Raw genomic sequence first — 19368 nt, 5'->3', positions numbered from 1 at the left:
TTAGTACCCAGGATTTTGTTTAATGACATTACCACTTAAATCGATTTCTACTTGCGGAATTGGCCACAATAAGTGTTTAGAAGGATCAAAATTGATTCCTTTGTCTTGCGGTTCTCTCAAGTTAGTTGTTTCATATGGATCTGTAGAACTTAAATTATATTTCACAAAAGTTCCGTTTGGTCCCATTAAAGATTCTATAACCGGTCTTCCTGTTGTTGGGTCTTTTTCGCGGCGGATATCAAATAAACGCAATCCTTCAAAAGCCAATTCTAAACGGCGTTCTTTGTAGATTTGTCTCAATAAAGTTGGTCCCGAAATTCCTGTTTTTGGATCCAATTTCACACGTGCTCTAATGATGTTGATATCTGCTAAAGCATCACCACCTAAATGATAATTTGCTTCTGCTCTTGTCAAATACATTTCCGCCAAACGAATTAATGGAATGTTTAGCGGTAAGTGTCCGTCTTTTTTATCTAAAGAACGACGAGTTGCAATCGGAATATAATATTTACGGCAAATACGTCCTGATTTATTATCGTTTAAGCTAAACTTATGTGTTGGGTTTAAAACTTCATCTCCATAAGCTGCTTCTCCCCATTTTGTGATAGTACTTCTACGACGAATCACATCATTTTCAGAAAGATAAGCATTTTCTAAGTCACTTGTTGGCATACACCATCCCCATCCGTCTAAAACATCAGCAGCATCATTACTTGGAAAATTCTTCTTGTCTTCTCCTCTTGCTCCAGATAAAGTTGGCAATGCCGCGCCTAAATCTCTGTTTTGAATAGAAGAAGACTGCGCTTCTAAAATAGATTCTACTCCGTTATGATTGTTTACATTCCAAATATTTAAGAAATCTGCCTCTAACTGAAAAGGTCCTTCTGTAATAACTTTGTTTGAATAGGTTTTTGCCTCAGCCCATTTTTCTTGAAATAAAGAAACACGTGCCAATAAAGCATAAGCCGCCCATTTGTTTATTCTGCCGTCTCTATTTACAGGAGCGCCTTCTAATTTAGCCGCCGCATCTTTAAGATCGGTTTCAATTTGCGCATATACTTCTGAAGCAGAACTTCTCTGTAAAGTTAAATCTCCTGTTCCTAATGATTTTGTATATAAAGGAACACCTCCAAAGAGATTTACCAATTCGTAGTAGCAATATGCACGCACAAATAAAGATTCTCCCATATATTGGTTTTTCTGGGCATCTGTAATTGGCGATTTAGCCATTCTTTCTAAACCAATGTTTGCAGATTGAATGGTATAATAATGGGCTGTATAAATACTATTCATATCTCCCATATTATCTGGAGTAATAATGTATTGCGAACATGGTCTATGGGCTCCGCTGTCTTGTCCTGTATTTCCCATCCAAGCGTCATCTGTAGACATTTCGTTGGTCACTCTTGGAGCTGTTAGTGTCCACCAATCTTTGGCCAGCAGCAATCGCTGTGTTAACTCATTAGCATAATTTTCGCATTCTTGCGCGGTTTGAAAATAATTTTCTAAAGTCTGTGTTCCTCTTTGTTCTTTTTCAATAAAATCGCTGCAAGAAACTGCTAATAGAGAAAAAGCTATTATTGATACTATTATTTTTTTCATGATCGTTTTGATTAAAATGCAACATTAAGTCCCATCAAGATTGTTGGCTGTACTGGATAATTCCATCCTCCAAAACCTGATCCTTTTACCCTATCTCCCTGATTAGGATCTCCTCCAGCAACCTCAGGATCAACTCCTGTATACTTTGTCCATGTCCATAAATTCTGGCCCGATAATGAAACTCTTAATTTATCCAATCCGAATTTGTTATAGAAAGAATATCCTACTTGTAAATTTTTCATACGCACATAAGAGCCATCTTCTACATAAAGAGAAGAGAATTTGGTAAAGTTTTCGTTGTTATCGTCTTTAGACAAACGAGGGATATAGTTTGAAGTCCCTTCGCCATGCCAAGCCATCTGCTCCAATCCGCTTACTTTGTTAGTTAAACTTGCACCATTGTATAAATCCGATATATTCTGGTTAACGATTTCATTTCCGATACTTGAATAGAAATTGGCCACTAAATCAAATCCTTTGTAAGCAAAATTTAAATTCAAACCAATGTTGTAATCAGCCCACGGAGAACCAATTTTTGTTCTGTCTTTTTCATCTATTTTTCCATCGCCGTTTAAATCTTTAAAGCGAACATCTCCTACTTGTGCATACGGCTGTAATTTCGTTCCGTGCTCATCTGTATGCGAGTTTAATTCCGTTTGGTTTTGGAACAATCCATCTGCCACATATCCGTAGAAATACCCAGGAACGTCACCTTTAACAGTTAAGGTTCTGTTTCCTGATCCGTATAATCTTTCTCCATCAGAAGAAAGCGATACCATATCTACATTCACCGTTGTAAAAGTTACGTCTACCCCATAAGAGAAATCCCCTTTTTTATCTTTATAAGAAACAAGCAAATCGATACCGCTTGACTGCATAGAACCAACATTGGTCCACATTCTTGAATAATCTGGAAATCCGCTATACGTTGGAAACTGTTTTAAGAACAGCATGTCATTGGTTTTCTTTTTATAATATTCCAAAGAGCCTGAAAGTTTGTTTTTCCAGAAACCGAAATCCAAACCAAAACTCATATCTTCTACCGTTTCCCATTTAATGTCTTTATTTGCCATTGAAGAAGGAAAAGAAGTATCAACAACTCCTCCGCCAATTACATAATATCCTTGCCCAATATTTGATTGATAAACCGCATCTGGCAAACCTTGATTACCAACTTTACCCCATCCTGCTCTTAATCTTAAATCGCTAACAACATCTTTGGCAGATTCCATAAAGCCTTCATTTAAAATTCTCCAAGAAACTGATGCCGAAGGGAAATTTGCCCATTTGTTATTGGTCATGAATTTTGAAGAACCATCACGTCTGAATGTTCCTGTAAAATAGTATTTACCGTCGTAGTTATAAGAAAAACGAGAAATATAAGACATTAATGAACTAGACCAGCTGTTTCCTTTACTGTCTTTATTTTTAGTAGCAGCATTTAACTCTCTCATAGAATCTGAGTTATTTGGCACCCCTTCACCATATCCCCAAAGATCATTGCCGTTATATTCTTCCATGGTATTACCCACCATTAAAGAAGCATGGTGTTTTTCTGCAAATTTTCTAGAGTACGTAATCGTATTCTGCCAAGTCCAATCTACATTTGTAGTATTCCATTTTTCAACGGTATTAATTTCTTGTTTTTCGTGAGCTGCGTCAATTACAAAATCTGGAACGAATTTATTTCTCACTTTGTCTCCAACCTCAACAGATGCTTGTGTACGAATCACTAAACCTTTTATTGGCTCGTACTGTAAATATCCGTTTGTGTTTAAATTGTACTGATCGGTATAGTCATCATATCTTTTTACAGCTGCAACCGGATTCCATACATAAGATGGAGATCTTGCATAAATGCTGTATTCATTTTCTGTTCCGTTCAACTGATCTGCTGGTTTGTAAATTGGCGTAATGGGATCAATTTTATCGAAGTCAGCCCAGTTTCCAGGTGCTCCCCAAGTTTCATAACGCGGATTTAATGTAATTCCTGCTGACAGCTTTTTTGAGAATTTAAAATCGTTGGCAATTCTCATTGTTATTCTTTCCCATCCGCCTATACCGTAAATAGATTCCGAATTATAATAATTCAGACTTATTCCGTAAGTATGTTTGTCAGAGCCTCCTGAAATTCCTAAAGAAGCATTGGTAACGGGTGTTCCTTTTCTAATTCCTTCCTTCCACCAATCTGTCGTTTTTCCTCTGTATTGTGACGGATTTGGCAGATAATCAGCATAACCTGAATTATTGTTGGCCGTATTCATTATTCGGGCGTAAGTTTCTGCATCAGCCATATCGTATGGATTATTCATAATCTGCATACCAGAGCTTAAATCGAAAGTAAATCTGGTTTTGCCTTCTTTACCTTTTTTAGTGGTGATCAAAATAACTCCATTTGACGCACGAGAACCGTAAATAGCACTTGCAGAAGCATCTTTTAAGACTTCCATAGATTCAATTTCGTTGTTGCTTAAGAAATTGATGCTTGTTCCCATCGGAATTCCGTCTACTACATACAATGGATCTGTGTTTAAGTTTAAAGTCGAAATACCACGAATTAAAACCCTTGGCTGCGCTCCTGGACCTCCTTGTCCCGTAACCTGCACTCCAGAAACTTTTCCTTGAAGCGATTCTGCTACGTTACCAACAGTCATAGTTTGCAATTCTTTTCCTTTTACAGAAGAAATTGAACTCGTAACGTCGCTCTTTTTTACAGCCGCATAACCTACTACCACTATCTCATCTAATGCCTGACTTGATTCCTGCATTACTACACTAATTTCTGTTTTATCTCCAACCGATACAATTTGGGAAGTAAAACCTACAAACGAGAATTCGATTTGTGCATTTTTGTTTGGAACACTTATCGCATAATTTCCATCAAAATCAGTTGCTGCCGATGTCGAAGTTCCTTTTACTATTACATTTACTCCTGGAATCGGCACATTGGCTTTATCCTTAACAGTACCTTTTATTTTTATTTGTCCAAAAGATACAGCAGTACACAAAAGGGCAATAAAAAATCCTATATATTTAAATTTCATATCAAGCTGTTTTATTTGTTTAATGTTACAACTACGTTATAACCAACTATTTTTTTGTTATAAATACTCTTTCCAATTCGGTATCTAAGACTACTTTGTAAACACCTGGAGCGGCAGGATATTTCGCATTTCCATTTTCTCCTGGCGACATGGTTGCAATTCCATTTTTGATTAGTCTCCAAGAAGGATCCCACCATTGGCCTGTGAAAGTTGCTTCTATAGTTCCCGTTAAAGTGTATTCTCCAACCAATTGATATGGATTGGCAGGATTATTAGTTAAGTGTAAACTTTTTTGAGTCCAGGCATCCCAAGTATCCCAAGTTGCTCCTTGAATTCCGCCGCCGCAAACACTTACAAATGGTTTTCTTAACGCAGCATCATCATGCCATAAACCATTTGCAATATCTGCCCAAACTTTACTTGTTGGAGTATATTTCTCAGCAGTATATTTTAAAGTATTTGGATTTACTTTGATTTTATAATATCCTTTTGTTGGCAAAATAATTGGCGTTGAAGCCACATCATCTACTAATTCTCCAGAAGCATTTAAACCAAAGCAGTGAGGGGCAAAATCAGATTCCTGACCTAAGAAATATACTTCTTTGTTGTCTTTATCGGCGTAATACTTGAATTCGAAATCCTGTCCGCTTTTTTCATGGAAATACATCGGAACTCCAACTGCATCTGTAGTCAGATTGGTCCCTTTTGGCTGATCGCATAAATAGATAGCTGGATATTCATTAGTAGCCACAATATTTACGTTTAGTACTCCTGAATTTGGAATCGCAAATTTATCTTTAGCTGTAATTGTTAAAACATAATTAGCAGCAGTTACTGGCAATTTATATGTTTTGTTGAATGTATATGACTGCGGAGATCCTGACAACTGAATGATTTCATCGATTCCTAAAGCTTCGCATTTTACTTGTACATAGTCGATTCCTGAATCATCGTTTACTACAAAATTTACTGGCATTTCATTACTTGTAGACAACAAAATCACCGCCCCTTCTTTTGGCGTAACCATTGTTATGCTAGGAGCCGCAAACTCACCATCTAAACGCAGATTAATCTCTTCGTTGACAACATTGCCTGAAACGTCTGTAATAGCTAGTTTAATTTTGAAAGCTTCCGACGTTCCTCTGTCAGCAGGAATTTCAAAAAAATAACTTAAATCATACGATTTTAAAAGCGGATCTGTTCCAAAAGAAATCACTTTATCCAGAGATAATTCTGGAATCTGAATTTGTACGCTTTTTAATCCTAAATCGTCTGCAAGCGCAGCTTTAATTTCAAATTTTCTACTCGGAGCTCCATAAATCTCTTTTGTAGAAACTACCACCGTAGGATTATCAGAACTTGGAAATCCTGATTCATTGTTTTGGCATCCTGTTACGAGAAGGCCAAAAAGAGCAAGAAAAAATAAAAATACATTTTTTTTCATTTCTTTAATTTTTGAGGTTAGGTTAGTTAGTTTTTTTTCTAAAAGTCAAAGTTTGTTTTTTAAATCTCGTAGGTTACTCGAGGCAATGCTTTTTTTATGTGAGGCGGTAAAAAAAGTAAAACGATTATTATGTGGTCATTTTCATATTATTTGAGTTTGGTTACATGGTTAGATATTTCTTTTTATTTCTTTCCGTTTATAATAAATGTCTTTTTTAAGTAACCCGCAGCCTAAATAAACTGCGGGATGATAAGTAATGAAAACCAACCACTACTGATCTTAAAGTTTAAAGAGTGCTCAGTTCTTTAAACAGATAACTAACTATCTTAATTAACACTTATGACTAACAGCAAAACCTATTTGTTGATTGCTATTACTGCAAAGAAATGTTTAAATAACACTTCTGATGAGGGGTAAATTGGAAAAAAAAGGAGGTCAAAATTGTAATTAACCATTATTTTGAATTAAATTTTAAAGAGTATTTAAAATCATGTGGGATTTTTTACAAAATATATAATTATTGAATAAAATGCAGTTTTTAAGCTAAAACGTTTGAGCTGGATAAAAAAAATTCAAGCTTTCACTAAAAAAAGCAGCTGATTCTGCAACAGTAAAAATGAATCTAGAGCCTATTTAATGATATTCAAGTCAGAATTGAATGACGTTTTATACTTTTTGATATATTCTGAAGGAGTCATTCCAAAAAGTTTTACAAACTGTTGTCTAAAATATTTCGGATCTTCAAATCCAACCTCGGTACTCGCCTGAGTAATATTCATATCTTCAGTCAGCATCAGCATCGCTGCCCTTCTGATTCGCAAAGAACGAATAAAAGCATTTAAGGTTTGACCAGAAATAATTTTGATCTTAGTATAAAGCGTTCTGTGGCTCATTCCCATTTCAAGGGCAAAAGTTCGAATCGTGAAATCTTTTTTATGAATATTAGCTTCAACAATTTCGATACATTTTTTTAATATCTCTTGATATTCAACAGGAACTTTCTGTGTATTTTCTTTTAATGTTATACTATCTAAGAAATAGGTTCGCAAGTTATGGCGATTTCGCAATAGAGAATCGACTCTTGCTGTGAGAATATCATCATCAAATGGTTTTGTGATATAGTCATCTGCGCCCTCATTAATTCCTTGCAAATGAGTTTCCGGATTTTTAGATGCTGTCAATAAAATAACCGGAATATGTGATAAAGCGTTATCTTCTTTAATTCTTCGGCACAGCTCTAAACCATCCATAGCTTCCATTGTAATATCGCTAATGACAAGATCTGGCATATGTTTTTTGGTCATTTTTAAACCTTCTTCGCCATTTTCAGCACTGTAGACTATATAATTATCAGCAAAAAGCTTAATAAGGTACGCTCTAATTTCTGCATTGTCATCAATAATCAAAACAGTTCGCTTGTCGCTTAACATAGTCTTCTTAAAATCACTGTCGGCAATAGAAGTTACTGCTGCAGGAATCGGCTCTTCGATTTCATCTGGAATCAATTCATCAAATAATTGGCTTCGCTGTGGTTTTTCATTGGTAATTTCTATATCCTCAAAATGACTGTTTCCTTTTAAAAATGCCAATTTAAATGTACTTCCCTTTCCTTTCTCACTGCTGCAGAGTACAGATCCTTTATGTTTGTCAACGAAATATTTAACAATATAAAGTCCAATGCCAAAACCAGTTCCAACTGAAACTTTCGAATTGATTTGTCTGAATTTTTCAAAAATAACATCAATATCTTTTTTATCAATTCCATCTCCGCTATCACTTATTTCAAGAAAAACTTCATCATCATTTTCAGTTACTGTCAAATTGATTTCGCCTCCAATTGGCGTGTATTTAAAAGCATTTGACATTAAATTAAATAATGAAATCTCTATCTTTTCATAATCACCAATAATGGTAATTTCGTGTTCTGGAATAATGAAATTATAACTAATCTGTTTTTGCTTTGCCTGATTGACGAAGCATTGATACACTTCATTCGAAAGATTATTTACATCTATTGGAGACAAACGCAAGGAATCGACATCGTTTTCTGCTTTTCTTAGTAAAAGTAATTGATCTACCAAACTTAAAAGTCTTCTGGCATTTCGATGAGCAATGGCCAAATCACTTCCAGAAGATCCGTTTTCTACAATTTCCTTCTGAACTGCTTTTTTCAGCGGATTAATAATCAGCGAAAGCGGTGTTCTAAATTCATGCGAAATATAAGTAAACATAGACGACTGCTTTTCGGCAATCTCTTTTTCTTTCTTGCTTTCAAGCTCTGCGATTTTAACCTTATACTTTAATTTTTCTTTGTTTTTGTTATAATCCAAGTATAAAAATAGTATTCCCCCAATTGCTAAAAGATATGAGGCATAAGCCCACCAAGTTCTATACCAAGGCGGTAAAACTGTTATAGAAACCAGACTTACTTCTTTATTCCATCCGCCTTGAAAATTGGTTGTCTTTACTTTAAAGGTGTATTTCCCCTCTGGAAGTCGCGAATAATTTGCTTTTCGGGTTTGACCCACATAGTTCCACTGCTGATCCCAACCTTCCAAAAAATAGGCATAATTTATCTTATCTGCGTTATTGTAGTCTAGCGCCACAAATTCTAATGACAAAGTGGTTTGATCGTATTCCAAGCTAACTTCTTTGATTTTATTAGAACTCACATCAACCTCAGCTTTACTTTCTTCAATAAGCTGATTATTGACGTAAAAATCTGTTAGCAAGACATTATTCTTTTGAATAAAGCCTTTTATTGTATGGGGATAAAAAATATTAAAACCGTTTATGCCTCCAAAAAGAAATTCTCCCGATGATAGTTTTATTCCTGCATTAAAACTAAACTGATTGCTTTGAAGTCCGTCATTTACAGAAAAATTACGGAATGTTTTAGTCTTTTTATCGTATCGGCAGATTCCATTATAAGTACTCATCCACAAGTTTCCTTCTTGATCTTCCAAAAGCCTTAGAATGGAGTTTGAAGGCAGACCATCATCTATTGTTAATCTTTTAAATGTATTTGTCTTTCTGTCAAATAAAAGCAATCCCCCTTCCTGAGTTCCCACCCAAAGATTTTTGTCCTTGTCTTCGTAAATACATCTGATAGGATTGCCAATTACTTTTTTAGTTATTTTTCGAGTATTCTTTTCAATAGATAAGAGTGAGGTATAATTTCCTGCCCATAGTTTTCCATCGGAAGTTTCAATCATACACTGCAGGTTGTCGATTCTTTTATCGAAAGTTTCAAAGACATCTTTTTTTCGATTTAAAAGATACAGCGTACCTTCATTTGTCGAACTTGCCCAAATATTTGCTTTTGAATCTTTAAAGACAAACCAGATATTTTTCTCAATTTGTTTGGTATAAGGATTATAGCAAGAATATTTTTTAACGTTATTCGTACTCTTGTTTATTTTATTGATTCCTCCAGCCCAAGTTGAAATCCAGATATCGTTAGTATTATCACGAACTATTCCTGTTATAAAAGGACTGGAAAGCGAATTTCCATAATTTGTATAATTGTTGTTTTTTCTATCCCAATATTTTAAGCCTGCACCGTCTGTACCGACCCAAACATTCTTATTTTCATCTTCGCAAAAAGATAAAATAAAATTGTCTGCTGGATCTGTGGCATTATAACGAACACTTTTAAAATACTTTGGCGTATCACTCAGCATGCTGATTCCGCCACGAAGCGAACCAAACCATTTATTGCCTGATTGGTCTTCGTATAAACTCCAAACCGAATTGCTTTTGGCTAATTGTTCGTTATAAGAAAGAAGCTTTTTAGTGTTCGGATTAATGTAGAAAATGCCGCAACCATCTGTTGTAACCCAAATTTTTCCTTTTTTATCTACTAGAACATCTGTAACGCTGCATTTATTGGTGAAATAATTTTCTGAAACAGAACCTGTTTTGGTATTCATTAAAAACAAACCTTCGTCTGTTCCTAACAAAAGATTTCCATCAGAAGAAAGTTTAATGGCTTTTACTCCTATTGAAAGTGGAAAAACAATTTTTAAGTCCTTAGCCTTATAATTATAAGAGCAAATTCCAACATTACGAACATACACCCAACATCCTGATTTTTCTTTATTTTCCTGAATTGCAATAGCATCATAATTAGAAATCGTAATCTTATTTCCTAATGCGTTGAGCGGGATATGTTTGCCAATAAAAGAACCATTTTCAAAAGCCAATAATCCTAATTTCTGCGAAGCAACCAAAACCAAATTATCTGACACGGAGCGCATCTGATGTATAATATCTTGTAGCACTTTGGGCTTATCGTTCCACAGCGTATATTGAACCGTATGAAATGATGCTTTTGTTTTATCGTAAATACAAATTCCGCTAGTTCCTCCTACCCAGATATTATTTCTAGAGTCACCCTCTATATTATAAATGGTATTGAATAAAAGAGATTTTTTATCGTTGATTCGGTTTCTAAAAACTTTAAAATTATATCCGTCATATCGGTTTAAGCCATCATAGGTTCCAAACCACATATAGCCTTCCTTATCCTGATAAATTGTGGTAATGGAATTGTTAGACAAACCGTCTGATATGTCAAGAAATTTGATGGGATAATCCTGCGAATATCCTACCAAAGAAAATCCAATTAACAGTAGAAGATGTAGAACTAAACGCTTCAAAATGTACATTATTATATTCGTGTAAAGAGTACAATTATAAGCTAATTTTAGGAAAATTTTAAAAAAAGAATGCAGAAATGGCAAACATTCCTGCATTCTATGTTTAGTCTTTTCTTTTTAATAAACTATTCCCTACTGAGCTTTATTTCTATGCGAATATTTTCACCTTGCAATAAGATGAAAAACTTAACCCAATAAAAACACGATCAATCCCCTTGCTCCGTGAGCGCCAAGAACGAGAGATTGCTCAATATCTGCTGTTTTTGACGGACCTGCAATAAAAGTTCCAAAACCATATTCCATGTTTCCAATTCTTTGATACGCTTGCTGCATTGTTGGCACAAGATCTTTTTTATGAACAATAATAGCTAAATATTGCGCAATGAAAGGAGCAACACGCTGTCCTAAAATATCATCAGTTACCCAAAGTCCGCTGTTTTCTGCTACTCCAAAATGCGCTTTTACAACCGTTAATTCAACATCCTGAAGTGAATGTGGATCTACTGTTTTCCAGTCTAAAGAAGCAATCTCTGAAAGTTCTGGAAGGGTTGTAATCAGCCTTTTCTCAAGATTGTAATTGGATTTTATATAGTTGATGATTTCATTATAATCAGCAACTTCTACAGAATCGCCACCTATGCCTTTTAAAACCGTTTTATAGGTTTCTAATATATCAAATTGTTCTGAACCTAAAACTTTCAAATTTGGCAGTTCTGAAACCAAATCGGGTTGATTTGCTTTTATTCTTTTTAAAATTTCGCCTTTACTACTCATCCCCTTTTGCTTTAGATTCTCTCGAATTTTTCTTGTACCATTCTCTAAAAGATTCTTCTGGAACATCTGGCATTTCGCGCTGATCATACCATTTGTTCATTTTATTATTGACTATTCCTGGAATATTCTTCATTACAAATCGCCCTGATTTACCGGCAATATTAAAAACAGTCGGATTGGCCAAAACGGTCGCCATTGTTTTCATCGCAATGGTTTTGGCTTTTGGCATATGCCCTTCTTTTACCAAAACCTGACGCCATTTGTACAATTGATCATGAATATCAATTTTTACTGGACAAACATTGGTGCACGAACCGCAAAGCGTACTAGCAAAAGGCAGATCGGCATTTTTGCTCATATCTAAGTTTGGTGCCAAGATAGAACCAATTGGTCCCGCAACCGCATTGTGATAACTATGTCCGCCGCTTCGTCTGTAAACCGGACAAGTGTTCATGCACGCGCCACAACGAATGCATTTCAGCGAATTTCTAAAATCTTCTCTTCCTAATTGCGTGCTTCTTCCGTTGTCCACAATTACAATGTGCATTTCTTTTCCGTCTCTTGGCTTCTTGAAATGGCTTGAAAAAGTCGTAATTGGCTGTCCAGTTGCGCTTCTTGCTAATAATCTCAAGAAAACACCTAAATGTTCTCTTTTCGGAATCAGTTTTTCAAATCCCATGCAGGCGATATGAACATCTGCTAAATGCGCGCCCATATCGGCATTTCCTTCATTGGTGCAAACCACAAATTCTCCTGTTTCCGCAACAGCAAAATTGACTCCTGTTAAAGCTACTTTTCTAGTCAAAAAAGTGTTTCTCAAACTCTGGCGAGCTGATTCTGTCAAATATTGCGGATTGAAATTTCCTTTTTCTGTACCTAAATGTTCGTAAAAAGTCTCACTTACATCTTCTTTCTTTAAGTGAATCGCAGGAAGTACAATATGACTTGGCGGTTCTTTACGAAGCTGTACAATATATTCTCCTAAATCCGAATCAATTACTTCTATTCCCTTTTCGGCTAAGTAATCATTCAAATGGCATTCTTCTGTAAGCATCGATTTGGATTTTACCATCTGCTTTACATCATGTTTCGCCAAGATCGAATGTACAATTTCGTTGTGTTCTTTTGCATCGGCAGCCCAATGCACAATTATTTCGTTTTGTTGGGCATTCGCTTCAAATTCGACTAAATAATCGTGAATATTAGAAAGCACATTAAATTTAATTTGAGAAGCCGTTTCACGAAGTAGTTCCCAATCTGCTATTTGGTGCGCTGATTTATCTCTTTTAGCACGCACAAACCAAAGCGTTTCATCGTGCCAATTGACACGCTCTACGTCTTTATTGAACTTTGCTGCGGCTTCGTTGTGCGGTATTGTTTTTTCTGATGACATCTTATAAAAGTTGTTTTTACCATTAAGATATTAAATAAATTAAGCTAAACTTTATGAACTTAATTTCTTTATGATTAAAAGAAAATTAAGTTTTTTAAAATCTCTTAAATCTCTTATTTTTTTACTAAGAAATATTTAACCAAGCTTTATGAACTTAATTTCTTAATGGTAGAAAAAATTAATTTTCGAGTGAATTTAATATTTCAGCAATGTGAATGGTTTTAATTCTGCTTTTCTGCCTTTTTAGAATTCCGTCCAAGTGCATTAGGCAAGACATATCTCCACCTGTAATATAATCCACATCATGACTTTCGTGATCTTTAATACGATCTTGCCCCATTTTTACCGAAACGGCTTCTTCAGTCACACAGAAAGTTCCTCCAAAACCACAGCATTCATCTTTTCTGGTTAGAGCAACCAAATCAAGGTCTTTTATACTGTGTAATAATTGTTCTGGTTTAGAGAAAAATGGTGCGTTTAATTCAGACATTTGCGAAAGCTTTAATCCGCGTTGACCGTGACAGCTTACGTGCATTCCTACTTTATAAGGAAATCTTCCGTCAATATGATCGATTTTTAAAACGTCGGTAATAAATTCGGTAAGTTCGTAAACTGTATTTCGAATTGCTGTCGCTTTCTCTTCTTGTTTTTCATCATGCAAATGGTCTTTCACATGCAAAACACAACTTCCAGAAGGACAGACTATGTAATCAAATCCAGAAAAATTGGCAATAAAATTGGCATCGCATCCTTTTGTCAAATGTGCGTAACCGCTATTGGCCATTGGCTGTCCGCAGCAGGTTTGTCCCATCGGAAATTCGACATCACAACCTAATTTTTGGAGTAATTCGTAGGTTGCAATTCCTACTTTTGGGTAAAATTGGTCGACATAACAAGGTATAAAAAGTCCAATTTTCATATTGTAGTATTTAGTGTGTTGTTCATTAGGCGTGTACTGTAAATGTAAAAAATACGTTTCTCAGCAAATTTACAACATACAGACCGTTTTAACCTAATGTTTATAGAATTTCAAGTCAATTAAATCGTTCTGAATTGGTTTTGGATTCCAGTTTTGATGAATGGCCAATGCTGCTCCCAATGCACTTGCCTGTGCCATCGAAGCCGCATAAACCTCAACATCTGGAAAAGCTTCTGCCAATAAATTCATGTAAATCGAATTTTTACTGAAACCGCCATCCACAAAAATCTTTTTTACCGGACTGTTATGAATTACCAAATTGGTAGAAAAAACTTGTTGTTCTACCAAATCCAGCATCAATTGATGATAGGCTGTTTCGTAATCTTTGTAATATGAAAGCTCTCTTTTTTGAAAAGGACATTCTTTTAGAATATCAAAATCGTATTTTTTAGGATAGATAATCTGATAATTAAGAGCTCTTAAATTGGCTACAATTTTCTTATCAAAATAAACTTCTTTGTATGTATCAACTGGAACATTAAAATGCTTTGCCAAACGTTTGGTTTGCACTTCATGTTCGTTTCCTGCAAACAAACGCGCCGCTTTTACTGGCTTGTTTGTGTATTGCATATAGCAAAGGCAATCGTTTTGTAATTCGTCAAAAGTTAACGGTTTAGTATTGAAAGGATTTAGAGAAATACTCCAAGTTCCTGTTGACAATAAAACGAAAGGTTCTGTAAAATTGATTGTGTACGGAATAATCGCTGATGAACTATCGTGAAGCCCAACTCCAATGGCAAGATTATCAGCATTCTTGATAACGTCTTTACCATAATGTATCGGCGGAATTTTATCTAAAATGCCTTCTTCTTTCAGCCATTTATGATATTTCATTTTTTTGAAATTCCATAAATTAGTATGACAGCCAATACTTGTAATATCGGCGTATGCTTCATTCGTTAAAAGAAAACTTAAAAACTGCGGCAGATGCAGGCAGTATTTCACTTTTTCGAAGATTTCTGGCTTTTCTTCTTTTAATCGGTAAATCTGCATTCCCGAATTTAAACTGCCTAAAACTGGCGAAGCTGTTTTTACAGCAAACTTTTTTTCTTCTTTGTATTTTTTATAAAAATCAGATTTTAAATCCTCTGGATAATCTTTCAGATAATTATACAGAGGAGTTAAAACTTTTCCGTTTTTGTCTATATAAACAAAACTGGCTCCGTAAGTGCTGAAATTGATGGCTTTTAAAACATAATCTGTCAGCTCTTTTATTTCAGATAATCGATCTAAAATCCAGTTTTTCAGTAATTCGATATCTTCGCAAGGAAAACCATCTTCATCTGTGGTCTCATCAAGATTAACCGATTTCTCCCAGACAATTTTATAATTTTCGTTAAATAAAAAAACCTTTTTGTTTGTTTTGCCAATATCAAAAATCGCAACTACATTCATTTTTTTTAGTTATGAGTTTTGAGTTATGGGTTATGAGTTATGGGTTATGCTTTTTGTTGAAAAACTTAATATTATATTGCTTAGTGAATTTATTTTACATCAAAAACAACACAAACAAAAATAGTTTATCAACTTAAAACTTTTAACTCATAACTCATAACTTATAACTCATAATTACAATCCTGTTGCCACTGTTTTTAAACCTCTTTCGTCAATTAGATTTTCTCTAACTTGAAGCGAACGATATAATGCTACTGGATTTAATGCCGCGCCAGAACGAAGACGAGCTTCAGCAACTAATGCGCGAACATCTGTACGGAAAGCATTCTGAAGAATTTCCTGCGCTTTTACCACGTCATTTTCTTCTTGAGCTTGTTCTAATGCTTTTCTATCAACAGAAAGTGCTTGTGCGTAAGCAATCATAATGGCTTCAACAGATTGCAATAAATCTTCTAATGGATCTTTGATATTGTGAGAAGCATCAATCATCCAGCCTAAATCTTTAGCATGATTCATTCCTCTTGCGTCCATTCCTTCTACCAATTCATTAAAAATCAAGAATAATTGATATGGTTTTAATGCGCCTGCTGTTAAATCGTCGTCTCCATATTTTGAATCATTAAAATGGAAACCTCCTAATTTGTTTTCCATCAATAATAAAGAAACAATCTGCTCGATATTGGCATTTGGTAAATGATGTCCTAAGTCTACCAAAGTCTGCGCTTTGTCTCCTAATTTTTTCACATACGAATAAGATTGTCCCCAATCTGCAACAGTTGTTGAATAAAAGTTAGGTTCAGCACATTTGTATTCTAAGAATAATTTCCAATTTGAAGGTAATGCATCGTAGATTTCCTCTAAACTTTCTAATGTATTTTGATACGCTTTTCTAAAATTTAATTGTCCTGGAAAATTAGAACCGTCTGCCAGCCAAACTGTTAAAGATTCAGATCCTAATTCGATTCCGTGTTTAATTACTTCTATATTGTGAGCAATTGCCTGTTTGCGAACTGCTTTATTTACGTTTTGCAAAGAACCGTATTTATAAGTATGCTCAGCGTTTGCTTGATCTTGAAATGTGTTCGAATTCATCGCATCAAATTTCAATCCGTGCTGTGCCGCTAATGTTTTTATTTCATTATAATTTGTTGGAATATCCCACGGAATGTGAAGTGAAATTGCGCCAGAGGCACTGTTAAGTTTATGAAGCAAACCAACATCTTCAATTTTCTCTTCTAATGAACGAGGCTCTCCACCACCAGCGAAACGTCCAAAACGTGTTCCTCCAGTTCCTAAGGCCCAAGATGGAATTGCAATTTGAAAATCGATTAATTTTTGAATAATCGCTTCTGTATCATTTATTTCTGATGCCGTAAAAATTAGCTTATTTTCGTGTTTTTTAATAAAATCCCCGTTATGAGAATCGATGTGGTTTGATGAGATTAACATAGTTATTTATCTTTTTATAGAGTTTACAATATATAAATTTTATACGTTTAGTATATTTTTTTAACACGTAGTGCCGAAATTTCGGACACGGATTTTATGGATTCGCTATCGCGAAGACGCTGATTGACACAGATTTTTTGTTTCACGCAGATTTAAAAAGATTCTAGCAGAGAACGCAGATCTTTTCTTTAATCATCTCAAATTAAAAATCTCTTAGATCTGCTTAAATCAGTCTAAATCTGCGTGAAATAAAAAATCCGCATTTTTCCGCGTTTTCGCGATAGCGAATCTGCGCCATCTGCGTTTAATATGCCATAATTGCTGAACTCTTGTTTAACTTCACTTTTTTGTTAAGTTTTGTTTGTTAAAGCGAATTGTTATATGCTAAAAAAATCTAACGTTCGAAAGAATTCGAACGCTAGACCACAAAAAACCACTTTTGCTTAAACAAACTTATATAAAAACCTAAACAATCTTTATCTATAAAAGCCCATTGCAACGCCGCCGTCTACGTTTAAGGCGTTTCCTGTAGATTTATTTAGGAAACCTCCAACAAAAGCGAAACAAGCATTTGCAATATCATCAGGCAATATGATTTCATTTAATAACGTACGTTTTGCATAGTAAGCCGGAAGTTCTTCAACTGTAATTCCGTATGCTTTTGCACGACCTTCTGCCCATCCTCCAGACCAAATGTTTGAATCTGAAATTACAGCATCAGGATTTACTGTATTCACACGAATTTTGTCAGCTCCAAGTTCTGCAGCCATTAAACGTGTTAAGTGCGCTTGAGCCGCTTTTGCTGAACCATAACCAGGATTGTTCGGACCAGCCACAACAGCATTTTTAGAAACGATATTTACGATATCACCTCCAAAACCTTGTTTGCGCATTACTTCGATTCCGGCTTTTGAAACAATAAATTGTCCTTTAACCAAAATATCGTATAATCTATCCCACTCTTCAAGAGTATGTTCTGCGATAGATTTAGAAATACTGATTCCAGCATTATTCACCACAATATCAACACCTCCAAAAGCTAAACAAGCTTCGTCCAATGCTTTTTCTGTGCTTACTTCGTCCGTAACATTCAATAAAGTGCTAGAAACTGCATCTTTTCCGAATGCTTTTACAAACTCTGCAGAAGCACCTTCCAAACGCTCTTCATTGATATCGTTAATTACCACGCAAGCTCCTTCTTGAGCGAATTTTTTAGCGATAGCTTTACCAATTCCGCCCGCAGAACCAGTGATAAGAGCTACTCTTCCAGATAATGCTTTTGGTTTTGGCATACGCTGTAATTTTGCTTCTTCCAATAACCAATATTCAATATCAAAAGCTTCTTGATGCGGTAAAGAAGTATATTCTGAAACTGCTTCTGCGCCTTTCATTACATTTACGGCATTGATATAATATTCAGATGCTAAACGCGCCATTGTTTTATCTTTAGCAAAAGTGAACATTCCCACTCCAGGATATAAAATCACAACAGGGTTTGGGTCACGCATTGCTGGCGAGTTTGATTTTTTACATGCATTGTAATAGTCTTTGTACATTGCACGATATGCTTCAAAAGCTGGAGTTAATTTTGCTTTAATGGCATCAACATCAGATAAATCTTCGTTTGGATCTAATTCTAAAACCAAAGGACTTATTTTAGTTCTCAAGAAGTGATCTGGACAAGAAGTTCCTAATGGAGCTAATTTTGAAAGATCATTAGAATTAATGAATTCTAAAACTCTTGCATCGTCTGTATAATGACCAATCATTTGGCGCTCTGATGAACAGAAACCTCTTAAAATCGGAGCTACTTTTGCTGCTTTCAATTTACGATCTGCCTCTGGAAGACTGTCAATTTTCTTTCCTCCAAAAACTGGACGCGTTTTTCCATAATTATCTTCTAAGTAAGAAGCGCATTTCTCGATTACTTCCAGCGTATTGATATAACTATCAAACGCGGTGTCTCCCCAAGTAAATAAACCATGAGAACCTAACATGATGCCGCGTAGTTTTTTACCTTTTTTTTCTGCTTCTTCTAAACAAGCTCTCAACTGAAGTCCAAGATCAAATCCTGGACGCTGCCATCCAACCCAGCCAATTTCTCCGTTGAATAATTCTTCTGTGATTTTCTTTCCATCTTTTGCAGCAGCGATTGCAATTGCCGCGTCTGGATGTAAGTGATCGATATGTTTGAATGGAAGAAAACCATGTAAAGGCGTATCGATTGAAGGCGCTTTTGAGGCTAAATCGAAAATACAGTGGTTAAATAATTCTACCATTTCATCTTCAAACTCAATACCTCTGTAAACATTTTCAAGATTACGAAGTCTGTCCAAATACAAAGCCGCACAACCTGATTTTGTCAACGTTCCAATATCACCGCCAGAACCTTTAATCCACATTACTTCAGAAGATTCTCCTGTAAGAGGATCTTTGTCTGTAATTTTTACAGAAGTGTTTCCACCACCATAGTTGGTCAATCTTAAATCAGCCCCTAGCAAGTTAGAACGATAAATAAAAAGCGCTACTTCATCACCTGCTAATGCTGCTGCCTTAGCCTCATCCCAAAGGTAGCTTACATGCTTAAAATTCATATTATTAATTGTGTTTGTATTCGACATATAGTA

General features: G+C 35.2%; 10 protein-coding genes. All 10 read right to left on the bottom strand.

The window, feature by feature from the left end:
- The 10 genes from GR162_RS07655 to GR162_RS07610 all read right to left on the bottom strand — a co-directional run bounded on the left by GR162_RS07655 (position 1) and on the right by GR162_RS07610 (position 19362).
- Positions 1-1602 (bottom strand): RagB/SusD family nutrient uptake outer membrane protein, encoded by a 1602-nt coding sequence (locus GR162_RS07655; protein ID WP_160781634.1) that lies wholly within the window; start codon positions 1600-1602, stop codon positions 1-3.
- 11 nt (positions 1603-1613) lie between these two features.
- Positions 1614-4646, bottom strand: a complete 3033-nt coding sequence (locus tag GR162_RS07650) for a TonB-dependent receptor (protein ID WP_160781633.1) — start codon at positions 4644-4646, stop codon at positions 1614-1616.
- Between the two features lie 46 nt (positions 4647-4692).
- Entirely contained in the window at positions 4693-6090 is a 1398-nt protein-coding gene (locus GR162_RS07645; RefSeq protein WP_160781632.1) for a hypothetical protein, read from the bottom strand.
- 629 nt (positions 6091-6719) lie between these two features.
- The gene (locus GR162_RS07640; RefSeq protein ID WP_237421321.1) at positions 6720-10760 is read right to left on the bottom strand and encodes a two-component regulator propeller domain-containing protein; all 4041 of its coding nucleotides are present in this window, start codon (positions 10758-10760) and stop codon (positions 6720-6722) included.
- A 177-nt stretch (positions 10761-10937) separates the two neighbouring features.
- Positions 10938-11525: an LUD domain-containing protein gene (locus tag GR162_RS07635; protein ID WP_160781630.1), complete on the bottom strand. Its 588-nt coding sequence runs from the start codon at positions 11523-11525 to the stop codon at positions 10938-10940.
- On the bottom strand, positions 11518-12918 hold the full coding sequence (locus GR162_RS07630) for a lactate utilization protein B (protein ID WP_160781629.1): 1401 nt from the start codon (positions 12916-12918) through the stop codon (positions 11518-11520). The genes GR162_RS07635 and GR162_RS07630 overlap by 8 nt, the downstream gene beginning before the upstream one ends.
- Before the next feature lie 178 nt (positions 12919-13096).
- Positions 13097-13837, bottom strand: a complete 741-nt coding sequence (locus GR162_RS07625) for a (Fe-S)-binding protein (protein ID WP_008467628.1) — start codon at positions 13835-13837, stop codon at positions 13097-13099.
- Positions 13838-13930: 93 nt separating this feature from the next.
- The gene (locus GR162_RS07620; RefSeq protein WP_160781628.1) at positions 13931-15292 is read right to left on the bottom strand and encodes an FGGY-family carbohydrate kinase; all 1362 of its coding nucleotides are present in this window, start codon (positions 15290-15292) and stop codon (positions 13931-13933) included.
- Between the two features lie 174 nt (positions 15293-15466).
- Complete coding sequence (locus tag GR162_RS07615) at positions 15467-16741, bottom strand: TIM barrel protein (protein ID WP_160781627.1); 1275 nt, start codon at positions 16739-16741, stop codon at positions 15467-15469.
- A gap of 476 nt (positions 16742-17217) precedes the next feature.
- The gene (locus tag GR162_RS07610) at positions 17218-19362 is read right to left on the bottom strand and encodes a bifunctional aldolase/short-chain dehydrogenase (protein WP_160781626.1); all 2145 of its coding nucleotides are present in this window, start codon (positions 19360-19362) and stop codon (positions 17218-17220) included.
- Between the last annotated feature and the right edge of the window lie 6 nt (positions 19363-19368).

The organism is Flavobacterium sp. HBTb2-11-1 (assembly GCF_009826975.1).
In the GTDB taxonomy this organism is placed as follows: Bacteria; Bacteroidota; Bacteroidia; order Flavobacteriales; family Flavobacteriaceae; genus Flavobacterium.
The sequence above is the reverse complement of the archived record's forward strand: the minus strand, read 5'-3'. Positions and strand labels throughout refer to the sequence as shown.